The sequence below is a fragment of the Hymenobacter negativus genome (assembly GCF_016056375.1).
Classification (GTDB): Bacteria; Bacteroidota; Bacteroidia; order Cytophagales; family Hymenobacteraceae; genus Hymenobacter; species Hymenobacter negativus_A.
This window is the reverse complement of record NZ_JAEDAE010000004.1, coordinates 309,707-326,757: the sequence shown is the minus strand read 5'-3', so window position 1 is coordinate 326,757 and position 17,051 is coordinate 309,707. Positions and strand designations below refer to the sequence as shown.

The window sequence follows — 17,051 nt, the reverse complement described above, 5'->3', positions numbered from 1 at the left end:
GCATTTGCGTCTCGTCGTTGAACGAGAAAAGATTGATTACTTACGTAGCACAAGCCGTTCAACGACGAGACGCAAATATGCGTCTCTACAGCTCCACACTACTTTTCCGCTGCCAGCCCATCACAATAGCCCACACCAATAACAGCACCGCCAGCGCCTGCGCGCCGCGCCCAATCAGTTCGCCGAAGCGCACATAAAACGTCACCTCGTCATTGAGGTGCACCGTAGCGCGGCTGGCGGTCGGAATCCAGGCTTTTTCGCGCTGCGTAATTTCGCCTTTCTGGTTGATGAAGCCGGTGAAACCGGTGTTGGCCGAGCGAGCCAAATCGCGGCGAGTTTCGATGCAGCGCAGCTGGCCGTAGCTTAGCAACTGGCGGTAGCCGGGCGAATCGTGCCACCAGGCATCGTTGGTGACGAGGCCCAGCAGCGTGGCCCCGTTGTGGGCGTATTCGCCGATGAAGTCGCCGTAGATGGATTCGTAGCAGATAACCGGGGCCACGCGCAGGGCCGGCACGTTGGCCGGCGCGGGGTACACGGTGCGCTCGGGCTGGCTGCCCACGCTGCCCACAGTGCCGCCCAGGTCGATGTGCGAGATGAGCGAAGCCAGCACGGGGGGAATCTTCTCCACGCCGGGCACGAGACGCGATTTGTGGTAAAACACCACGGGCGCGGTAGCATCGGCGAAAAAGGCACCGGTATTGAAGAAATCGTAGTAGCCGAGGTCGTCGCGGTAGCGGGCAGTTTCGCTGGCTGCCTCCTTGCTGGGGTAGGAGCCGAGGGTGGTGATGCCCGTGAGCAGCGCCACGCCGGGGTGCCGCCCCAGCCACTCGCGCACGCGGCGGATTTTGGGGTTGCTTTCGAAGGTGTTTTCCCAGTAGGGTTCCTCCAGCGCGGTTTCGGGCCAGAGCACGAGGCGCGTGGCGGGCGTGAGGTGCTGCTCAGAAAGCTGCATCAATCGCGTGAGCTGCTCGTCGTAGGGAATGAACTTGGGGCCGCCCTCAAATTTTTCCACATAAGGGTCGAAGTTGGGCTGGACCACTACCACCTCGGCCGTGGGGCCTTTTTCGGTGTAAGCGGCCCCAATGAGGTACGACAAGCCAATTGGCAAGGCGATGGCTAGTAAAGGCACTGCCAACGAAGTCCGCAGTTTAATAAACGAACCGGCCGCCGCCTGAATATTTGTCGGCATTTCCGTTTCCTGAAGCCCGGCGGCTGACTTCGTGTAGAAGGTGGTCACCGTTAAGCGCTTTAGCACCTCGTTGAAAAACAGCAAGTTCACCACCCACACCCACACCGAGCCGCCCAGAAAGCCCGTGTACTCGTACCACTGCACCCACTGCGGCGCGGCCGCGAAGCCGTTGCCCAGCGTGAGCCAGGGCCAGGTGATGTCCCAGTGCAGGTGCAGCTGCTCAAACGCAATCCAGTAGATGGGCAGCGACAGGTAGCCCCAGCGGTTGCCCAGTCGCTTCTTGGTCTGGCGAAAGGCCATGAGCGGCAGGCACATCAGCAGCGCATTGAGCACCACGGCGGCAATGCCCGCGGCCAGGTCGGCGTAGCTTACCCACCAGGTGGTGAGGGCGTTCCAGAGTACCAGCATCAGGTAAGTGCTGGCAAACACGCGGCCTTTGCGGGCCCCGGTCAGTGTGAGCTGCCGCTCCAGCAGCAGGTAGGGCACCCAGCCGATGAGCAGCAGCGGCGCCAGCCAGGCCGTGGGCCACGGCGCCCAGCCGCCGCTTAGCAGCAACGCGCCCAGCACGGCCAGCACCAGCGGCTGTTGCAGCAGCGGGCTAGTCCTCGTAGGCGGTGTCATCGTCGTCGGCAGCGCGGCGGTAACGGTCTTCGCGGCCGGGGCGGGGCTCGCGGGGGGGCGGGGCAAGGTTTCCTTCGACGACAACGACAATTTCTCCTTTAATAGCGGTCCGGGCCGCGAAATCAGCCTCCAGGCTGGCCAGCGTGCCGGTCACGGTTTCTTCAAATAATTTGGTGAGCTCGCGGCTGACCGAAGCCGGCCGCGTCGGCCCCAGCACTTCGGCCAGTTGGCCCAGGGTTTTCACAATGCGGTGCGGCGACTCGTAGAAAATCATGGTTCGGGTTTCCGAAGCCAATTGCTGCAGGCGCGTTTGCCGGCCCTTTTTCACCGGCAAAAACCCCTCGAACGTGAACCGCTCGGCCCCAAAGCCTGATTTCAACAGCGCTGGTACGAAAGCTGTGGCGCCCGGCAGGCACTCCACGCCCAGGCCCCGCGCCAGGCACTCGCGCACCAACAGAAACCCGGGGTCGGAGATTCCCGGCGTGCCGGCGTCGGAGACAAGGGCCATGGTTTCGCCTTTCTCCAGGCGGTCCAGCAGGCGCGGCACCTGCTGGTGCTCGTTGTGCAGGTGGTAAGAGAGGAGGGGCTTTTTGATGTTCAGGTGCTGCAGGAGGCGGCCGCTGGTGCGGGTGTCTTCGCAGAGCACGGTGCCCACTTCGCCCAGCACGCGGATGGCCCGAAGGGTAATATCTTCCAGATTGCCAATGGGCGTGGGCACGAGGTACAGAACCGTGTTGGGCATGGAGCAAAGGTAGCGGGTTGGTGGAATGAGGAGCCGGGAGCGGCTCCTCATTCCTCATTGAGCGAAGCGTGATACCGCGCCGCCACGGCATCAATGGCCGCCGCCAGCCGGTGGTCGCGCGGAGTCACGGTGTTGCCCGCGTCGTGGGTGCGGAGGCGGAATTCCACCACATTGTATTCGTTGCTGAACCACGGATGATGGTCGAGCCGCTCGGCCTCGGCAGCCACTTCGGTGAGAAAGGCGAATGCCGTTTTGAAGTTGCTGAACCGGAAGCTGCGACGCAGGCTATTATCGATGTTGTTCCACATGAGTTTAAGGCAGGAGGATGGGGGGAGGAGGGCAAGGGGCGGACAAGAGCCAGGCACAACCCTAACGGCCAAACCAAAGTAAACCAATCCCACACACTTCCCGCCCTCATACCCCCATACCCTCATCCCCTAAAAACATGGCCATCGACCCCAACAACCGCCCCATCCGCGTTATCAACGACGACACGACCAACGAAGAAATGGAGGCCGGCCACCACATTCCCAACGCCGACCCGCCCAAGAATGAGGCAGCGCGCGGCGGCTTTGGCAACCGCGACGGCAAAGAAGGCTTCGGTTCCGACACCGCGGGCGGCGAAACCGCCGTGGGCGTGAACGAAACCGCCGACAACATGAGCCCGCCCAAGGACAACATGCGCTCGCAGGACGAGGGCCGCGACGACCGCGCCAACCAGGACATGCCGCCCCTCGACGATTACACCGACACCATTGTGCCCAGCGGCCGACCCGTCGATGAGCTCGACGTGCACGACTTCCGTCCCGGCGTGGATGAGATGTTGAACCCCAATTCCCGGGTGGGAATGGGCCAAATGGAGCCCCGCCCGATACAGCCCATTACCGGGACCGATACCAACGCCGAACTCACCGACCCCAACGCGGTAGACTCGGCCATCGACCAGTAAATACCCCGGCCGTCGGCAGGGTTTTCCTTTTTCTCCACCTTAATTTTCTTTCGCTATGTCTACGCACCATAATGACCAGAAAACCGGCGAACATCCCGATAAGCGCAACTTGGAAGGCAAACCCAAAGCCGATGCGCTGCCAGTAAACTCCGCCGACGACCAAGCCGAGGACCAACTCGAACAGGATGCCCTCGATGCCGGCCAGCGCCACCCCAACCGCAGCCACGACAAGCCTGACCTGGACAAGCCGGCCTACGGCGGCGGCCACTAGCCGCGCCAGTGTGGCGTAAGTTGCTAATTAAGAAGAAACGTCATGCTGAGCGAAGCCAAGCATCTCTCCCGCGCAAGTAATCTATTTACTATTGCGGTGAAGATGCCCCGGCTCCGCTCAGTATGACGTTCTTTTTGTAAATCGCCAATCTCCGACAACTTTGAGCCGCTACGCCACTACCGACCTGCACGGCTGCCTGCACACTTTTCGCTATTTGGTTGAAGAAGAACTCAACCTTAGCCGGAAAGATGAGCTGTACCTGCTGGGCGACTACGTGAACAAAGGCCCCGACAGCCGTGGCGTGCTCGACTACCTGATGTGGCTGCAGGCCGCCGGCTACCAGGTGCACTGCCTGCGCGGCAACCACGACCAAGCTCTGCTCGATGCCGCCCGCCACCGCTGGCGCTGGGACTGGCTGGGTCCCCGCGGCCGCCTGCCCACGCTGCGCAGCTTCGGCGTATCGCGCCTCTCCGACATCCCCGCGCCCTACCTCAACTGGCTGGCCACGCTGCCTTACGAGATTGAGCTGCCCGATTTCATGCTCGTGCACGCCGGCTACAACTTTGCCCTGACGCCCGCCGAGATGCGCCAGGACCACAGCACCATGCTCAACACCAAGAGCTACGTGTATGACCCCGTGCGACTAGGGGGGCGCCGCCTGCTGCACGGCCACGTGCCCACCCCCACGGCCCAGGTGCGCGCCAAAGCAGCCCTGCACCCCGGCGCACTGGGCCTCGATACCGGTTGCGTGTACCGCCACAACCCTGAGCTGGCCCACCTCGCCGCCCTCAACCTCGACACTTGGAAACTGACCCTGGTGCCCAACCGCGAGCCCGCCTACACCATTGGCAAGCGCTAGCTCCGGCCAAACACGGATACTGTCGTTCCAAACCGCCTCTGCCCGCCTCGGTAGAGGCGGTTTTGCATTATGACTATATGGAGGAAGCAGTTTTGTAGATGCATGGGTGAGGGTATGATATTTTTGGCTTTGTCGATATTTAAATAATTATAAAATATGGGTTTGTGCTCGGCGATGTGCTGTACGTTTTATAAATGCTGGCTTGATTTATTAAAAGAGGCAAATAATTGAAATGATAAAAAAATAATGTCACCAATATTTGATATTGATAGGATGATAAGCAGAAAATAGCACTCAATTTGCATTATGCCTTTGAGCAATTGATTACGTCGTTGCGAAGCGTGGCAGGCTAGTTTACGTTTGATAAATTCTATTTGTGGTAATTGCTCATAGGGTGCGAGACCTGTGTCGGTTGGGCCAGGATTAAGGCTGATAATATGGTTATCCAAGGTTCGCGTTATGGGCGCCAGTTACGCAGGACCAGATGAACGCCGGGTAACTCGTCAAAAAGATTTCCTCATTTTTTATTCTGCTATATGAAACACTTCGTCTCCTCTTTTCCCCAGGCGCATACATTCGGGACGTTGCCGGCGCAGCCGTGGTGGGTGCGCCGACGTTGGCAGTTGGTAGGCCTGCTGCTGAGCGCCTTGCTGCTGCTGGGTGTGCGGGCGCAGGCCGGCGTCATCATCACAGTGGGCAGCAGTGGTAACTATTCCACCATTGGCGCGGCACTGGCGGCCGTGCCCTCGCCGCTGCCGCAGCCCTACGAGCTGCGCTTGCTGGATGCGGCGTACACCGAAGACGTGCTGCTGACCAAAACCGGCACCGCCGAAAACCCGCTCATCATCGAGCCGGCGGCGGGCGTCAGCACCGTGCTTACGGGCACGCTCACCTTTGGGGCGGGCAGCGCTTTCACCAGCCTCAATGGCAACAACGGCACCATCTCCCGCGCCCTCACGCTACGCCAGCCCAGCCTCTCGGCCCCAGCTGTGGTGTTTGGCAACGACGCTTCCAACAATGAGGTGCGCGAGGCCATCGTGCTGGGTTCGAACACGCTGCTAACCAGCGGCGTGGTGGTAATAGGCAGCGGCCTGACCAGCGGCAACGACAACAACACCATCATTCAGAGCTTCGTGGGCAATGCCGACCCGGCCCTGTTGCCCGCCAATCTGCTCTACGCCGCCGGCGCGGGCGGCGGCACCAACGACAACTTCAGCCTGCTGAACAGCCAGCTATTCAACTTCAGCCGCACCGGGGTGCTGGTGGGGGCTGGCAACGGCGACCAGTGGACCATCAGCGGAAATAGCTTTTACTACAACGCCACAGCCGTGCCCATTACGGCCCAGACAGCCATCGAGTTCCGGCCCGGCTCCGGGGCCAACGGGGCGCTGGTGAGCAGTAATTTCATTGGCGGGCGCACGGCCGGGGCCACCGGCGGCATCTGGGAAAACGCGGGTACCCAGAACTTCAAGGGCATTGTGCTGAGCTGCGGCAACAGCACCACCCTCACCAACCAGGTGAGCGGCAACACCGTGCGCCAGGTGAGCCTGACCGGCGCGGGCAGCAGCGCCGCCCTCACGGCCCTGGGCGTGGCGGCGGGCCGCGCCGAGCTCACCGGCAACTCCGTCACGAACGTGACCAACACCGGCACCAGCGGCGTGAACAGCCTCGTGAGCCAGGCCACTACCATCCTGAACTCGTTTTCGGTGAGCAGCGGCCAGCTCATGGTGGTGGAAAACGGCCTGACCGTGGTGCTCGGCGACCTCACCAACGCCGGCATCCTCAACCACACGGGGGGCGACATTCTCATCAACGGCAACTTCACCAACACCGGCACCTTTGCCCAGACGCTGGGCGACCTGGAGGTGAAGGGCAACATGCTCAGCACGGGCCAGTTCACCTGTTCCACGGGCAAGGTGAAGCTGACCGGAGCCGGCAACCAAACCGTGAGCGGCGGCCTCTACTTCAACCTGGAAGTGAACGGCGGTGGCGTGAAAACCTTCACCGACGACGCCGAGGTGTACAATGGCGTGCAGATGCTGAGCGGCATCCTGGCCACAGGCCCCTACCGCCTCAAGATTGACCCGTTGGCCAACCTCTCCGAAACCGACGCCAGCTACGTGCTGGGCCGCGTAGACGTGCGCCGCCTGCCTGCCGAGGGCGTGCTTGAAGACTTTGGGGGCGTGGGCCTGACCATGCTACCGGCCGTGGGCTCCACGCTGCCGGGCCTCACGCAGGTGACGCGCATCACGGGCTCCGCGCCGGTGGGCGTGGCCGGCCACCAGGGCATTCTGCGCTACTTCGATATCAGCGCGCCCACCATCACGGGCCTCAACCTGGGCCTGACCATGAGCTACTTCGCCCACGAGCTGAACGGCATCACCCCATCCAACCTGCGCTTTTATAAGTCGGTGGACAACGGCGTGACCTGGCAGAACAAAGGCATCAGCAGCGCCGGTAGCGGCTTTGCCACGCTAAGCAGCGTGAACGGCTTCTCGCGCTGGACGCTGGGCGACCTCACCGCGCCGCTGCCGGTGGGCCTCACCGCCTTCCGGGCCGAGCGCCAGGGCAATAACGCCGTCCTCACCTGGGCCACCGCCACCGAGCAGAACAACTTGGGCTTCGGCCTCGAAGTCTCGACGGATGGCCACGCCTTCAAGCAAATCGGCTTCGTGGCCGCCGAGGGCAGCAACAGCAGCGCCCCCCGCGCCTACCGCTTCGTGGATGCCGCCGAGGGCAAGGCCGGCCCCCGCTACTACCGCCTCCGCCAGGACGACCGCGACGGCACCGCCCACTACTACGACCCCCAGTTGCTGCGCTTCGACGCGGCCCCGGCCACGCTGGCCGCCTATCCCACGCAGTTCGGCCCCGAGCTGACCGTGGCCCTGAATCACCCCACCGCCACCACCGCCACCCTGCGCCTGCTCGATGCCATGGGCCGCGAGGTGTGGCGGCAGGAGCAGGCCCTCGCGCCCGGCGCGGCCCCCGTGCGGGTGCAGCCCATCTGCGCGGCTGGCCCCTACGTGCTTACGGCTACCGTGGGCGGGCAGGTGTTGCGCCAGCACGTGGTGAAAGACTGAGGCGAGGGCCGCGCCCCGCGCGTTTCCGCCTGTTTCCCGGAGCCCCGGCTGCGTTTGCGGCCGGGGCTTCTTGTCGAAGTTAAATCTGGTGAAACTTCTGAATTTGGCGGCGCTGCATCAGGTCAGCGCACCCTATTGCCCGTCCAGCACGCCCGCCGCCACCGCCCGGTGGGCCGAGGCGCGGTAGGGACTGAGCGAGTCGGCGGCTACGGCGCGGAGGGTGGCCAGGGCGGGGGCCAGCTCCTGGGCCTGCCAGTAGGCCATACCGAGATGGTAGCGGGCGCGGCGGGCCAGCTCGCTGCCGGAAGCGGCGCTGTCGTCGCTCACGCGGCGCAGGTAGAGCTGGGCGGCGTTGCCCTGGCCCTGGCGCAGCAGCATCAGGCCGCGCAGGTAGAGCAGGGTGTCGGCGCCCACGTTGCCGGGGTTCACGCGGCCCAGCGAGTGCAGGGCGGCCGGGTAGTGGCCAGACTGGTACTGGTCGAGGGCTTCGGCCAGCAGGGGGCGGCTGTGCAGCAGGCCGGTGGTCACGGCGGGGCCGGGGTCGGGCTGGTAGTAGGCTTCCCAGCTGCGGGCGGGGCGGGCCGGGCCGGGGCGGCCCAGGTACCAGGAGGCCACGCCGGCGGCCAGCAGCAGCACCGCGCCCACGGTGCCCCACACGGCCCAGCGGCGCTGGCGGCGCTGGGCCAGGTGGTGGGCGCGGGCCAGCGCGGTGCCGCGCTCGTTCATGCGGTCGTCGAGGGCTTGCAGGCGCTGGCGCAGGGTGTCGTGGCCGGCCGCCCAGCGCAGGTCGGCGGTCAGCTGCTCGTAGGCGGCGTGGGCGTCGGCCAGGGCCTCGTCCTGCTCCAGCCGCAGCTCGAAAGCATCCTGCTCGGCCGGGCTCATCTGGCCGTCGGCGAAGCGTTCGAGCTCATCGAAGTAGGGGCGGAGGTCTATGGGCACGGGGCGAAGGGGAAAGAGAGTGTGGGAGGAGACGATTAATTAAAAGCCCGTCATGCCGAGCGCAGCGAAGCATCTTTACCGCAATAGTAATCCAATCGATTCAACGAAGCGGTAAAGATGCTTCGCTGCGCTCGGCATGAGGGATGTTTTCCGTTGTGCTTGTTTCGTTCAGCCTCCTCACGCCACCTCGCCCGTTATCGGCTCATAGCCGCCGCGCACCAGGTCGTATAGCTTGCGCAGGCAGGTGCTTTTCTGGCGGCGGGCCACGGTGGCGTTAGGAAAGCCCATTTTGCCGCCCATCTTCTCGAAATGGTAGCCCCGGAAGTAGAAGTAGGTGAGCACCTGCTGGCAGTCGGTGCTGAGCTGGTTGAACTGGGCCAGCAGGCGCTGGCGGCGGCTGGCCTCGGCGGCGGGCAGGGGCTGGTGGGCGGGCACCTGGGCCGCAATGCGCTCCTGGGCCATGCCGTAGAGGTAGGCGCGCAGGTCCTCGGGCATGCGGGTGATGCGGCCGTCGGCCACGTGGTCGTAGAAATCGAGTAGTGTGTCTTGCAGCAGGCCGTGGGCCTTGTCGGGCGGCAGCCGGTGCTTGCGCTGCGCCCAGCGGGCAAACAGGTGCCGGCTGCGCTGGTAAAAGTCAATCAGAAATTTCTGATTGCCGATGCGCAGCTGAGTAAGGGTTTCGGCAAGAGGAGTGGACATAGCAGACAGTAAAGGCCATAGCAAGTAACGACGGAAATGGGGAATAAGGGATAAGGGTAAGAGGGAATAGGGCAAAGGGGTACTTGTCGTCCTGAGCGCAGCGAAGGACCTTCTCATTACAGAATGGTTGGCTGCAATCCAATTGGCGCAACAGTGGTAAGGTCCTTCGCTGTGCTCAGGATGACAAGCACCCCTATCCCCTCCTCGCGTATTCCCTATCCCTTATCCCCCCTTACCTTTACGTCCATGCAAACAGCCGCCCCCGCCCGCCTCCTCGATACCGCCGTTTTCGACCTCATCGCGCAGGAGAAAACCCGCCAGACCCACGGCCTCGAACTCATCGCCTCCGAAAACTACGTGTCGGAGCAGGTGATGGCCGCTCAGGGCTCCGTGCTCACCAACAAGTACGCCGAGGGCCTGCCCGGCAAGCGCTACTACGGCGGCTGTGAAGTGGTGGACCAGGTGGAGCAGCTGGCCATCGACCGCATCAAGCAACTGTTTGGTGTGCAGTGGGCCAACGTGCAGCCCCACTCCGGCGCCCAGGCCAACGCCGCCGTGATGCTGGCCTGCCTGCAGCCCGGCGACAAAATCCTTGGCTTCGACCTCTCGCACGGCGGCCACCTCACCCACGGCTCGGCCGTGAACTTCTCGGGCAAACTCTACCAGCCCAGCTTCTATGGGGTCGAAAAAGAAACCGGCCTCATCGACTGGAGCAAAATCAAGGAAACTGCTCGCCGCGAGCGCCCCAAACTGATTATCTGCGGCGCCTCGGCCTACTCGCGCGACTGGAACTACAAAGCCCTGCGCGAAGCCGCCGATGAAGTGGGCGCCCTGCTGCTGGCCGACATCTCGCACCCCTCGGCCCTCATCGCCACGGGTTTGCTCAACTCGCCCTTCGAGCACTGCCACATCGTGACCACCACCACGCACAAAACCCTGCGCGGCCCGCGCGGCGGCCTCATCATGCTGGGCCAGGACTTCGACAACCCCTTCGGCCTGAAAACCCCGAAAGGCGAAATCCGTCCCATGTCGGCCCTGCTCGATTCGGCCGTGTTCCCCGGCACCCAGGGCGGCCCGCTGGAGCACGTCATCGCCGCCAAGGCCGTGGCCTTCGGCGAGGCGCTGACCGACGACTTCAAAACCTACACCCAGCAGGTGGCCCGCAACGCCCAGGCCCTGGCCAAAGGCTTCGTGGGCCTGGGCTACGACATCATTTCGGGCGGCACCGACAACCACCTCATGCTGATTGACCTGCGCTCGAAGGGCCTCAGCGGCAAGCTGGCCGAAAACACGCTGGTGAAGGCCGACATCACCATCAACAAAAACATGGTGCCGTTTGATGACAAGTCGCCGTTTGTGACCAGCGGCATCCGCATTGGCTCGGCCGCCGTAACTACCCGCGGCCTGGGCGAAACCGACATGCACCGCATCGTGGAGCTGATTGACGAAACCCTGATGAACCACGACAACGACACCCGCATCGGGCAGGTGCGCCAGCGCGTGAACACCTGGCTACAGGACTACCCGCTTTTTGCGTAGGTTTTTACGTATAGGACTAAATCGTTTGTCATCCTGAGCGCAGCGAAGGGCCTTATCACCGCTAAACGGTTTGCAGTAATCCAGCTGCTGCGAGCGTGATAAGGTCCTTCGCTGCGCTCAGGATGACAAACGGTTTTATCCCCTTCCCTTTAATTTCCCCGTTCCTCTTCCGTGCAACCTCAACAAACAAACTCCTCGGGCGACCAGCACGAAATGTCCTTCATCGACCACTTGGAGGCGTTGCGCTGGCACATCATCCGGGCGGCTATTTCGGTGGTGGTGTTTGCCACCGGTGCGTTTTTCGCCAAAGACTTCCTGTTTCACACCCTGATTCTGGGCCCTTCGCGGCCCGATTTCTGGACCTACCGCATGTTTTGCAAGTTCGGGCAGTGGGTGCACGCGCCCGATTTGTGCATCAACGACGTGGGCTTTGTGATTCAGAACCGCGAGATGAGCGGGCAGCTCACCATGCACATCAGCACGTCGTTCATCGTGGGCATTCTGCTGGCGTTTCCGTATTTGTTCTGGGAAATCTGGCGCTTCGTGAAGCCAGGCCTCTACCCGCATGAGCGGGCCAACTCGCAGGGGGCCGTGTTCTTCGTGTCGGTGCTGTTCATTTGCGGGCTGCTGTTCGGCTACTACATTGCCGCGCCGCTCAGCATCAACTTCCTGGCCGGCTACGTGGTCGATGCCAGCATCGAAAACCAGATTGACATGCAGAGCTACCTGAGCACGCTCACCACCATGAGCGTGTCGTGCGCTTTCGTGTTCGAGCTGCCTATGATTGTGTTCTTCCTAGCCAAGGCCGGCATCGTGTCGCCCGAAATCATGCAGACCTACCGCAAGCACGCCATTGTGGTCATCCTCATCATTGCGGCCGTTATCACCCCGCCCGACATCTCGGCCCAGATTATCGTCACCATTCCCATCCTGTTGCTCTACGAGCTCAGCATTCACATTGCCCGCGTGGTGCGCCGCGGCGACGCCGCCCGCCTCAACGCCAAGCTGGCCCGGCAGGCCGAGCGCGACGCCGCCCAATAACAAGCGCTGCCAGTAGCCGGGCTGATGGCCGTGCCGTTGGCCTGGCAGTTCGTTGAACTGCTGTGTTAAAAATTGTATCATCGTGCCCAGAGTCCATTTTTGGAGTTGGCAGCCCGTAGAATTAATCAGATAAAATCAATTGTTATCCCGCCTGTGCGCCTTTTATACCTGGCGTAGCGTTTCAAATTGGGAATATATGGTCATGCTGAAATAGCATTAAAGCGTGAAAGTTAACGGCGCAGTGCTTATCTTTGACTAGCACTATGCAGCCATTTATGACGCGGCCCGGTTTTTTGCTGAGATGGCTGATAGCCCTGGGGCTGCTGGTGCAATTAGTGCCTGCCCAAGCCGGGGCCGTTGTGCCGGCCAGCACCGAGGTTTTGCGCCGGCAGCTGGCCACCCGCCTGCCCGATACCACCCGGCTGCGCCTGCTCACGGCCATGTGCTACCGGCTGCACGACGAGCAGCCCGCCCGTGCCCTTCCCTACGGCGAGGCTGCCGTGGCCCTGGCCCGTACCCTGCCCGCCGACGAACAGGAGCCCGGCCTGCTGCGCAGCCTGCTGAGCTTGGCCAGCTGCTACGCCAACCTATCCAACGGCCCGGAGACCCTGAGCCTGCTGAACGAAGCCGAAGAGCTGGCCCGCACCCAGCATGACAGCGATGCCCTGATGCGCGTGTACACCGCGCAGGGCAGCATCTACCACGAGCGGGGCGACTCCACCACGGCCTGGCGGCACTACCAGCGGGCGCTCCAGCTCAGCCAGCGGCCCGGGGTGAGCGGCCATACCCGCATGAAGCTGCTGGGCAATGTGGGCAGCCTGTTCTTTTTTCGGCGGCAGGTGACGCAGGCCTTGCATTTCGATTCGCTGGCGCTGGCTTTGGCCCGCCGCGAAAGTGACTCCACGGCCGAATCGACCTACCTCTCCAGCCTGGCAACTTACCAGATGCAGCTGGGCCGCCTGCCCCGGGTGAAACGGCTGCTCACGCAGGCGCTGGCCATCAGCCGCCGCCAGCACGCAGCCCGCAACCAGGCCGAGCAGCTGATTCTGTTTGCGATGTACTACATCCAGACCGACCAGCCCGACCGGGCCGACGCCGCCGTGCGCGAAGCCCTGAGCCTGGCCCGCCAAAGCGGCTACCTGGAGCGCGTGCTCGACGCCTACAGCATTCTGGCCGCCGAAGCCGCTGAGCATGACAAGTACCGCGAAGCCTATGAGTGGAACAAGCGCTACGTGGACCTGAACGACACCCTGAATAATCGTCAGACCATGCAAACCCTGGCGGCGGCCCAGGTCAGCTACGAAACCCAGGAGCGCGCCCGCCGCCTGCGCCAGCTCACGGCGCAGCAGGCCGAGCAGGGCTGGCACAACCGCGTGTTGGCGGCCGCCGTGGCTATTCTGGCGCTGGGGCTGCTGGTAGCCGTGTACCTGCACCGCAACCTTCGCCGCAGCCGCGCCGCCCTGGCCGCCAATAACCGCGCCCTGGAAAAAGCCTCCGAGGAGCTGCGCGCCGTGGCCGTGTTCAAGGACAAGCTCTACGCCATCGTGGCCCACGACTTGCGCGGCCCAGTCACGGCCTTTGCCGGCGTCACCAGCCTGATTGACTCGTACATTGCCCAGAACGACCAGGCCGGCCTGGCCCGGCTGCCCGCACTGGTGCGCCAGGCCTCCGACAGCCTCAACCACTTGCTCGACAACGTGCTGAACTGGGCCGTGAGCCAGACCGGCGAGCTGGACTGCCGTCCCGCACCCTTGCTGGTCACGGAACTGTTTGCCGAGTGCCAGGCCCTGTACCAGACCACAGCCGCCGCCAGCTGGCAGCACATCACCATGGCCGCCCCGCCCGATTTGCGCCTGCTGGCCGACCGCAACATGACGCGCACCATCCTGCGCAATCTGGTGGGCAACGCCTTGAAATTCATGCCCGCCGGCGGCCACGTGCACCTCGAAGCCGCCCGCGACCCCGATGACCCCCGCATGGTCCTGCTCAGCTGCACCGATACCGGGCCGGGCATGAGCGCGGCTACCGTGTCGTCGCTCATGAGCGGTCCGGCGCTGCCCGAGCCATCACCCGTGCCCCAGGCTACCGGGCTGGGCTTAGGCTTGGCTTTGTGCCGGGCCTTTGTGCACCGCCACGGCGGCACGCTCGTGATTCAGAGCCGCCCCGGGGCGGGGACTAACGTAACGGTGAGTTTGCCAGCGGCGAAGTAGTGGATTGGCGGGTTAGTGAATTGGTGGGTTGTTACGGCTTCGTTCGCAACAATAATTCACCCATCCACTAACCCGCTAATATGCCGGTTACCAGATAACCACCCGCGTCGAATCGGAGCGGTAGAGCTTCTGGCCGGGCTTGATGCCAAAGGCTTCGTAGAAGGCGGGCACGTCGGCCATCGGGCCGTTCACGCGGTACTGGGCGGGCGAGTGCACATCGGTGAGCAGTTGTGAGGCCAGGCTTTCGTCGCGCACGTGCATCTGCCAGCCCAGGGCATAGCCCAGGAAATAGCGTTGCGTGGGCGTGAGGCCGTTGATTTTCTTGCCTTCCTTGTACTGCTTGGTTTTCTTGAAAGCATCCAAACCAATGACGATGCCGCCTAGGTCGGCAATGTTTTCGCCGGCCGTGGCCTTGCCGTTGATGTGCAGCGAATCCAGCAGGGTGTAGCCGTTGAACTGCTTCACGATGCCGTTCACACGCTCATTGAAGCGCTTGCGGTCTTCTTTGCTCCACCACTCGTGCAGGTTGCCGTGGGCGTCGTATTGGCTGCCTTCGTCGTCGAAGCCGTGGGTCAGCTCGTGGCCGATGGTGCTGGCCCCGGCGTAGCCATACACCAGCGCGTCGTCGGCATCGGCATCGAGCAGGCCGGGCACGGCAAAGGCCGCGGCAGGCAACACAATTTCGTTGTTAGAGGAATTGTAGTAAGCGTTATAAGTTTGGGGCGTCATGTCCCACTCGGTGCGGTCCACGGGCTTGCCCAGCTTGTTCAGCTGGTAGTTGTACTGCCACTCGTTGGCGCGCATCACGTTTTCGGCCAGCGAGCTGCGGTCAATTTTCAGGTTCGAATAATCTTTCCATTTGTTGGGGTAGCCTACTTTAGGCGTGATTTTGTGGAGCTTATCCAGAGCCACCACTTTGGTAGGCGCGCTCATCCAATCCAGTTTCTGGATGTGCTGGGCGAAGGCTGCCACCATGTTTTTCACCAGCGTATCGTAGCGAGCTTTGGCCTCGGGCTTGAAGTATTCCTTCACGAAAAGCTGGCCCAGTGCATCGCCCAGGGCGTTTTCCTGCATATCGAGCACCCGCTTCCAGCGCGGGCGAATGGCCGTGGCCCCGCGCAGCACCGTGCCGTAGAAATGGAAGTTCTCATCCACGAACGGGCGGCTGAGTGTGGGCGCAAACTCGTGGGCCACGTGCCAGGCGAGGTAGGCTTTCCAGGTATCGACCGGCTGGGTTTTCAGGAGCTGGCCCACGGTCTGGTAAAACTCGGGCTGGCCCACAATCACCGTATCCGTTTTGGCGCTGCCCATCTGCCCGAGCCAGGTTTTCCAGTCGATGCCGGGCGTGAGCTTGTCGAGCTGCGCAATACTCATTTTGTGGTAGTTGGCGTAGGGGTCGCGCAGGGCTTCAAGCTTGCGCGAGGACTTGGCCAGCGTGGTTTCCAGGGCCATTACTTTGGCGGCGTTGGCCTGGGCCGTGGCGGCGTCCTGGCCCAGCAGCTTGAAGGTATTGGCGACGTGCTTCAGGTACTCGGCGCGGATGTTTTTGGTGCGCGAGTCGGTGTTGAAGTAGTAGTCGCGGTTGGGCAGGCCCAGGCCCGCCTGACGCAGGTAGAGGGCCATTTTGTCGCTGTTCTTATCGTCCTGGCCCACGCGCGGGCCGATGAGCGCATTCACGCCCAGCGGAATTTCGTGGGCGATGACGCCCGGCACTTCGGCCACCGTTTTCATTGCCGCGATGCGGTCCAGTTCCGTTTTCAGGGGCGTGGCCCCCAGCTTATCAGCCTTCACCGAATCCATGCCCACGGCCCAGAAATCGCCGATTTTCTGTTGATTGCTGCCGGCCGTAGCCTTGGCGTCGGCGGCCTCAATGCTGGTCTGGCGCAGGCGGGTGTAAATCTCGTCCTGCACCTTTTTGCCGATGCCCATATTGCTCTCCGAGGCCGGAATGGGGTTGTTCTTCAGCCAGGTGCCATTGGCGTAGGTGAAAAAGTCGTCGCCGGGAGCCACGGTCGTGTCCAGGGCCGCGTGCAGGATGTCGGGCTTATCGGCCGTGCTGGCCGTTTTCAGGGAGTTCGAGGGGCAGCCGGTGACGGCCGCGGCCAGCAGAGGAAGCAAGAAGAGGGGTTTTTTCATGCGGGAAAAACGGCGGCGTTTGATGATGAAGTGAGTTGCAAAGTCAGGCCATGAGCCAGCAAGCAAAGTTGGCAGGCAACGACAATTACCAATCTACAAAGGATGCTTGTGTGCCCACTGAGTTTAGGAGGACATTACTAAATTATTTTTCGATTAAACAATTCTAACAATGAATATTGATAGTATAATTTGCATATTTGGTTCATGAAGCCGTATCCATTGGTTGCCTGCCTGTTATTCGCGCTAAGTGTTGCTTCCTGTGAGACGGACGAACACATTTATATTTCGGATAAGCTGAAGTTCGGGAGGGTCGCATCAGAGGAATTTCAGTACGCCACTGATGCCGCGTGTACGAATGCCGCAACTAAATACAACAAAGGAGACAAGCCAATTCCGGTAAGTACCGCCCCATTGGCCTATTCCTTTAAAGATAGGAGGTGGCTCCTTGGTAAGAAGTATGAGGTACGCTTCATTACCCAGCCTTCGGTGCAACCGGACGGAAAGAAAATCCCCTATTTCGAAATAGATGGGGGCTCTGAAACCGATGATGCCTCGAATGCCGCCATTATCGGGGCCGCAATTCTTGAACTAAAGCAAAAGGGGGCTACAATCATCCAAGACACGGTTCTGGACAGCCCGATTAATGGAAAAAGGGCTTGGCGAGTTGTGATGCATACGGATACCCCGATTAATGACAAAGACAATAAGTTTACTCAGGTAAAAGATGATTTCGGGATGATTATAAATCCTCCTTATCCTCCATAAGTTGGGGTAGA

Annotated in this window: 14 protein-coding genes; 8 read left to right on the top strand and 6 right to left on the bottom strand. The window is 62.0% G+C overall.

Annotated elements, in window-relative coordinates:
- Positions 1–85: 85 nt before the first annotated feature.
- The 3 genes from lnt to I7X13_RS11900 are packed head-to-tail and all read right to left on the bottom strand — an operon-like array spanning position 86 to position 2,860.
- Entirely contained in the window at positions 86–1,810 is a 1,725-nt protein-coding gene (gene lnt, locus I7X13_RS11910; protein ID WP_198075654.1) for an apolipoprotein N-acyltransferase, read from the bottom strand.
- On the bottom strand, positions 1,788–2,552 hold the full coding sequence (gene rsmI, locus I7X13_RS11905; protein WP_198075653.1) for a 16S rRNA (cytidine(1402)-2'-O)-methyltransferase: 765 nt from the start codon (positions 2,550–2,552) through the stop codon (positions 1,788–1,790). Before rsmI ends, lnt begins: the two co-directional genes overlap by 23 nt.
- Positions 2,553–2,599: 47 nt before the next feature.
- Positions 2,600–2,860 (bottom strand): 4a-hydroxytetrahydrobiopterin dehydratase, encoded by a 261-nt coding sequence (locus tag I7X13_RS11900; RefSeq protein WP_198069462.1) that lies wholly within the window; start codon positions 2,858–2,860, stop codon positions 2,600–2,602.
- Positions 2,861–2,997: 137 nt separating this feature from the next.
- Here I7X13_RS11900 and I7X13_RS11895 point away from each other — a divergent pair, with 137 nt between their 5' ends.
- From I7X13_RS11895 to I7X13_RS11880, 4 genes are all read left to right on the top strand, one after another.
- The gene (locus I7X13_RS11895) at positions 2,998–3,501 is read left to right on the top strand and encodes a hypothetical protein (RefSeq protein WP_198075652.1); all 504 of its coding nucleotides are present in this window, start codon (positions 2,998–3,000) and stop codon (positions 3,499–3,501) included.
- A gap of 55 nt (positions 3,502–3,556) precedes the next feature.
- Entirely contained in the window at positions 3,557–3,772 is a 216-nt protein-coding gene (locus I7X13_RS11890; RefSeq protein WP_198069460.1) for a hypothetical protein, read from the top strand.
- Positions 3,773–3,932: 160 nt separating this feature from the next.
- Positions 3,933–4,631 carry a metallophosphoesterase family protein gene (locus I7X13_RS11885; protein WP_198075651.1) on the top strand — a complete coding sequence of 233 codons (699 nt, stop codon included), beginning with the start codon at positions 3,933–3,935 and terminating at the stop codon, positions 4,629–4,631.
- Positions 4,632–5,167: 536 nt separating this feature from the next.
- Positions 5,168–7,711 (top strand): autotransporter outer membrane beta-barrel domain-containing protein, encoded by a 2,544-nt coding sequence (locus I7X13_RS11880; protein WP_198075650.1) that lies wholly within the window; start codon positions 5,168–5,170, stop codon positions 7,709–7,711.
- Positions 7,712–7,843: 132 nt separating this feature from the next.
- On the opposite strand, the gene I7X13_RS11875 is transcribed toward I7X13_RS11880, so the two are convergent.
- Positions 7,844–8,650, bottom strand: a complete 807-nt coding sequence (locus tag I7X13_RS11875; protein ID WP_198075649.1) for an anti-sigma factor — start codon at positions 8,648–8,650, stop codon at positions 7,844–7,846.
- Positions 8,651–8,827: 177 nt separating this feature from the next.
- The gene (locus I7X13_RS11870; RefSeq protein ID WP_198069455.1) at positions 8,828–9,349 is read right to left on the bottom strand and encodes an RNA polymerase sigma factor; all 522 of its coding nucleotides are present in this window, start codon (positions 9,347–9,349) and stop codon (positions 8,828–8,830) included.
- A 246-nt stretch (positions 9,350–9,595) separates the two neighbouring features.
- Between I7X13_RS11870 and I7X13_RS11865 the strand changes: the two genes are divergently transcribed.
- The 3 genes from I7X13_RS11865 (at position 9,596) to I7X13_RS11855 (ending at position 14,139) form a co-directional block, all read left to right on the top strand.
- Positions 9,596–10,888 (top strand): serine hydroxymethyltransferase, encoded by a 1,293-nt coding sequence (locus I7X13_RS11865; protein ID WP_198075648.1) that lies wholly within the window; start codon positions 9,596–9,598, stop codon positions 10,886–10,888.
- A 171-nt stretch (positions 10,889–11,059) separates the two neighbouring features.
- A complete protein-coding gene (tatC, locus tag I7X13_RS11860; RefSeq protein ID WP_211532056.1) occupies positions 11,060–11,929 on the top strand; it encodes a twin-arginine translocase subunit TatC in 870 nt (289 codons plus the stop codon).
- Positions 11,930–12,192: 263 nt separating this feature from the next.
- Complete coding sequence (locus I7X13_RS11855) at positions 12,193–14,139, top strand: sensor histidine kinase (protein ID WP_198069453.1); 1,947 nt, start codon at positions 12,193–12,195, stop codon at positions 14,137–14,139.
- Positions 14,140–14,226: 87 nt separating this feature from the next.
- Here the strand turns inward: I7X13_RS11855 and I7X13_RS11850 are convergent, their stop codons facing one another.
- Complete coding sequence (locus I7X13_RS11850; protein WP_198075647.1) at positions 14,227–16,275, bottom strand: M13 family metallopeptidase; 2,049 nt, start codon at positions 16,273–16,275, stop codon at positions 14,227–14,229.
- A 204-nt stretch (positions 16,276–16,479) separates the two neighbouring features.
- Between I7X13_RS11850 and I7X13_RS11845 the strand changes: the two genes are divergently transcribed.
- Positions 16,480–17,040, top strand: a complete 561-nt coding sequence (locus I7X13_RS11845; RefSeq protein WP_198069451.1) for a hypothetical protein — start codon at positions 16,480–16,482, stop codon at positions 17,038–17,040.
- Positions 17,041–17,051: the final 11 nt, after the last annotated feature.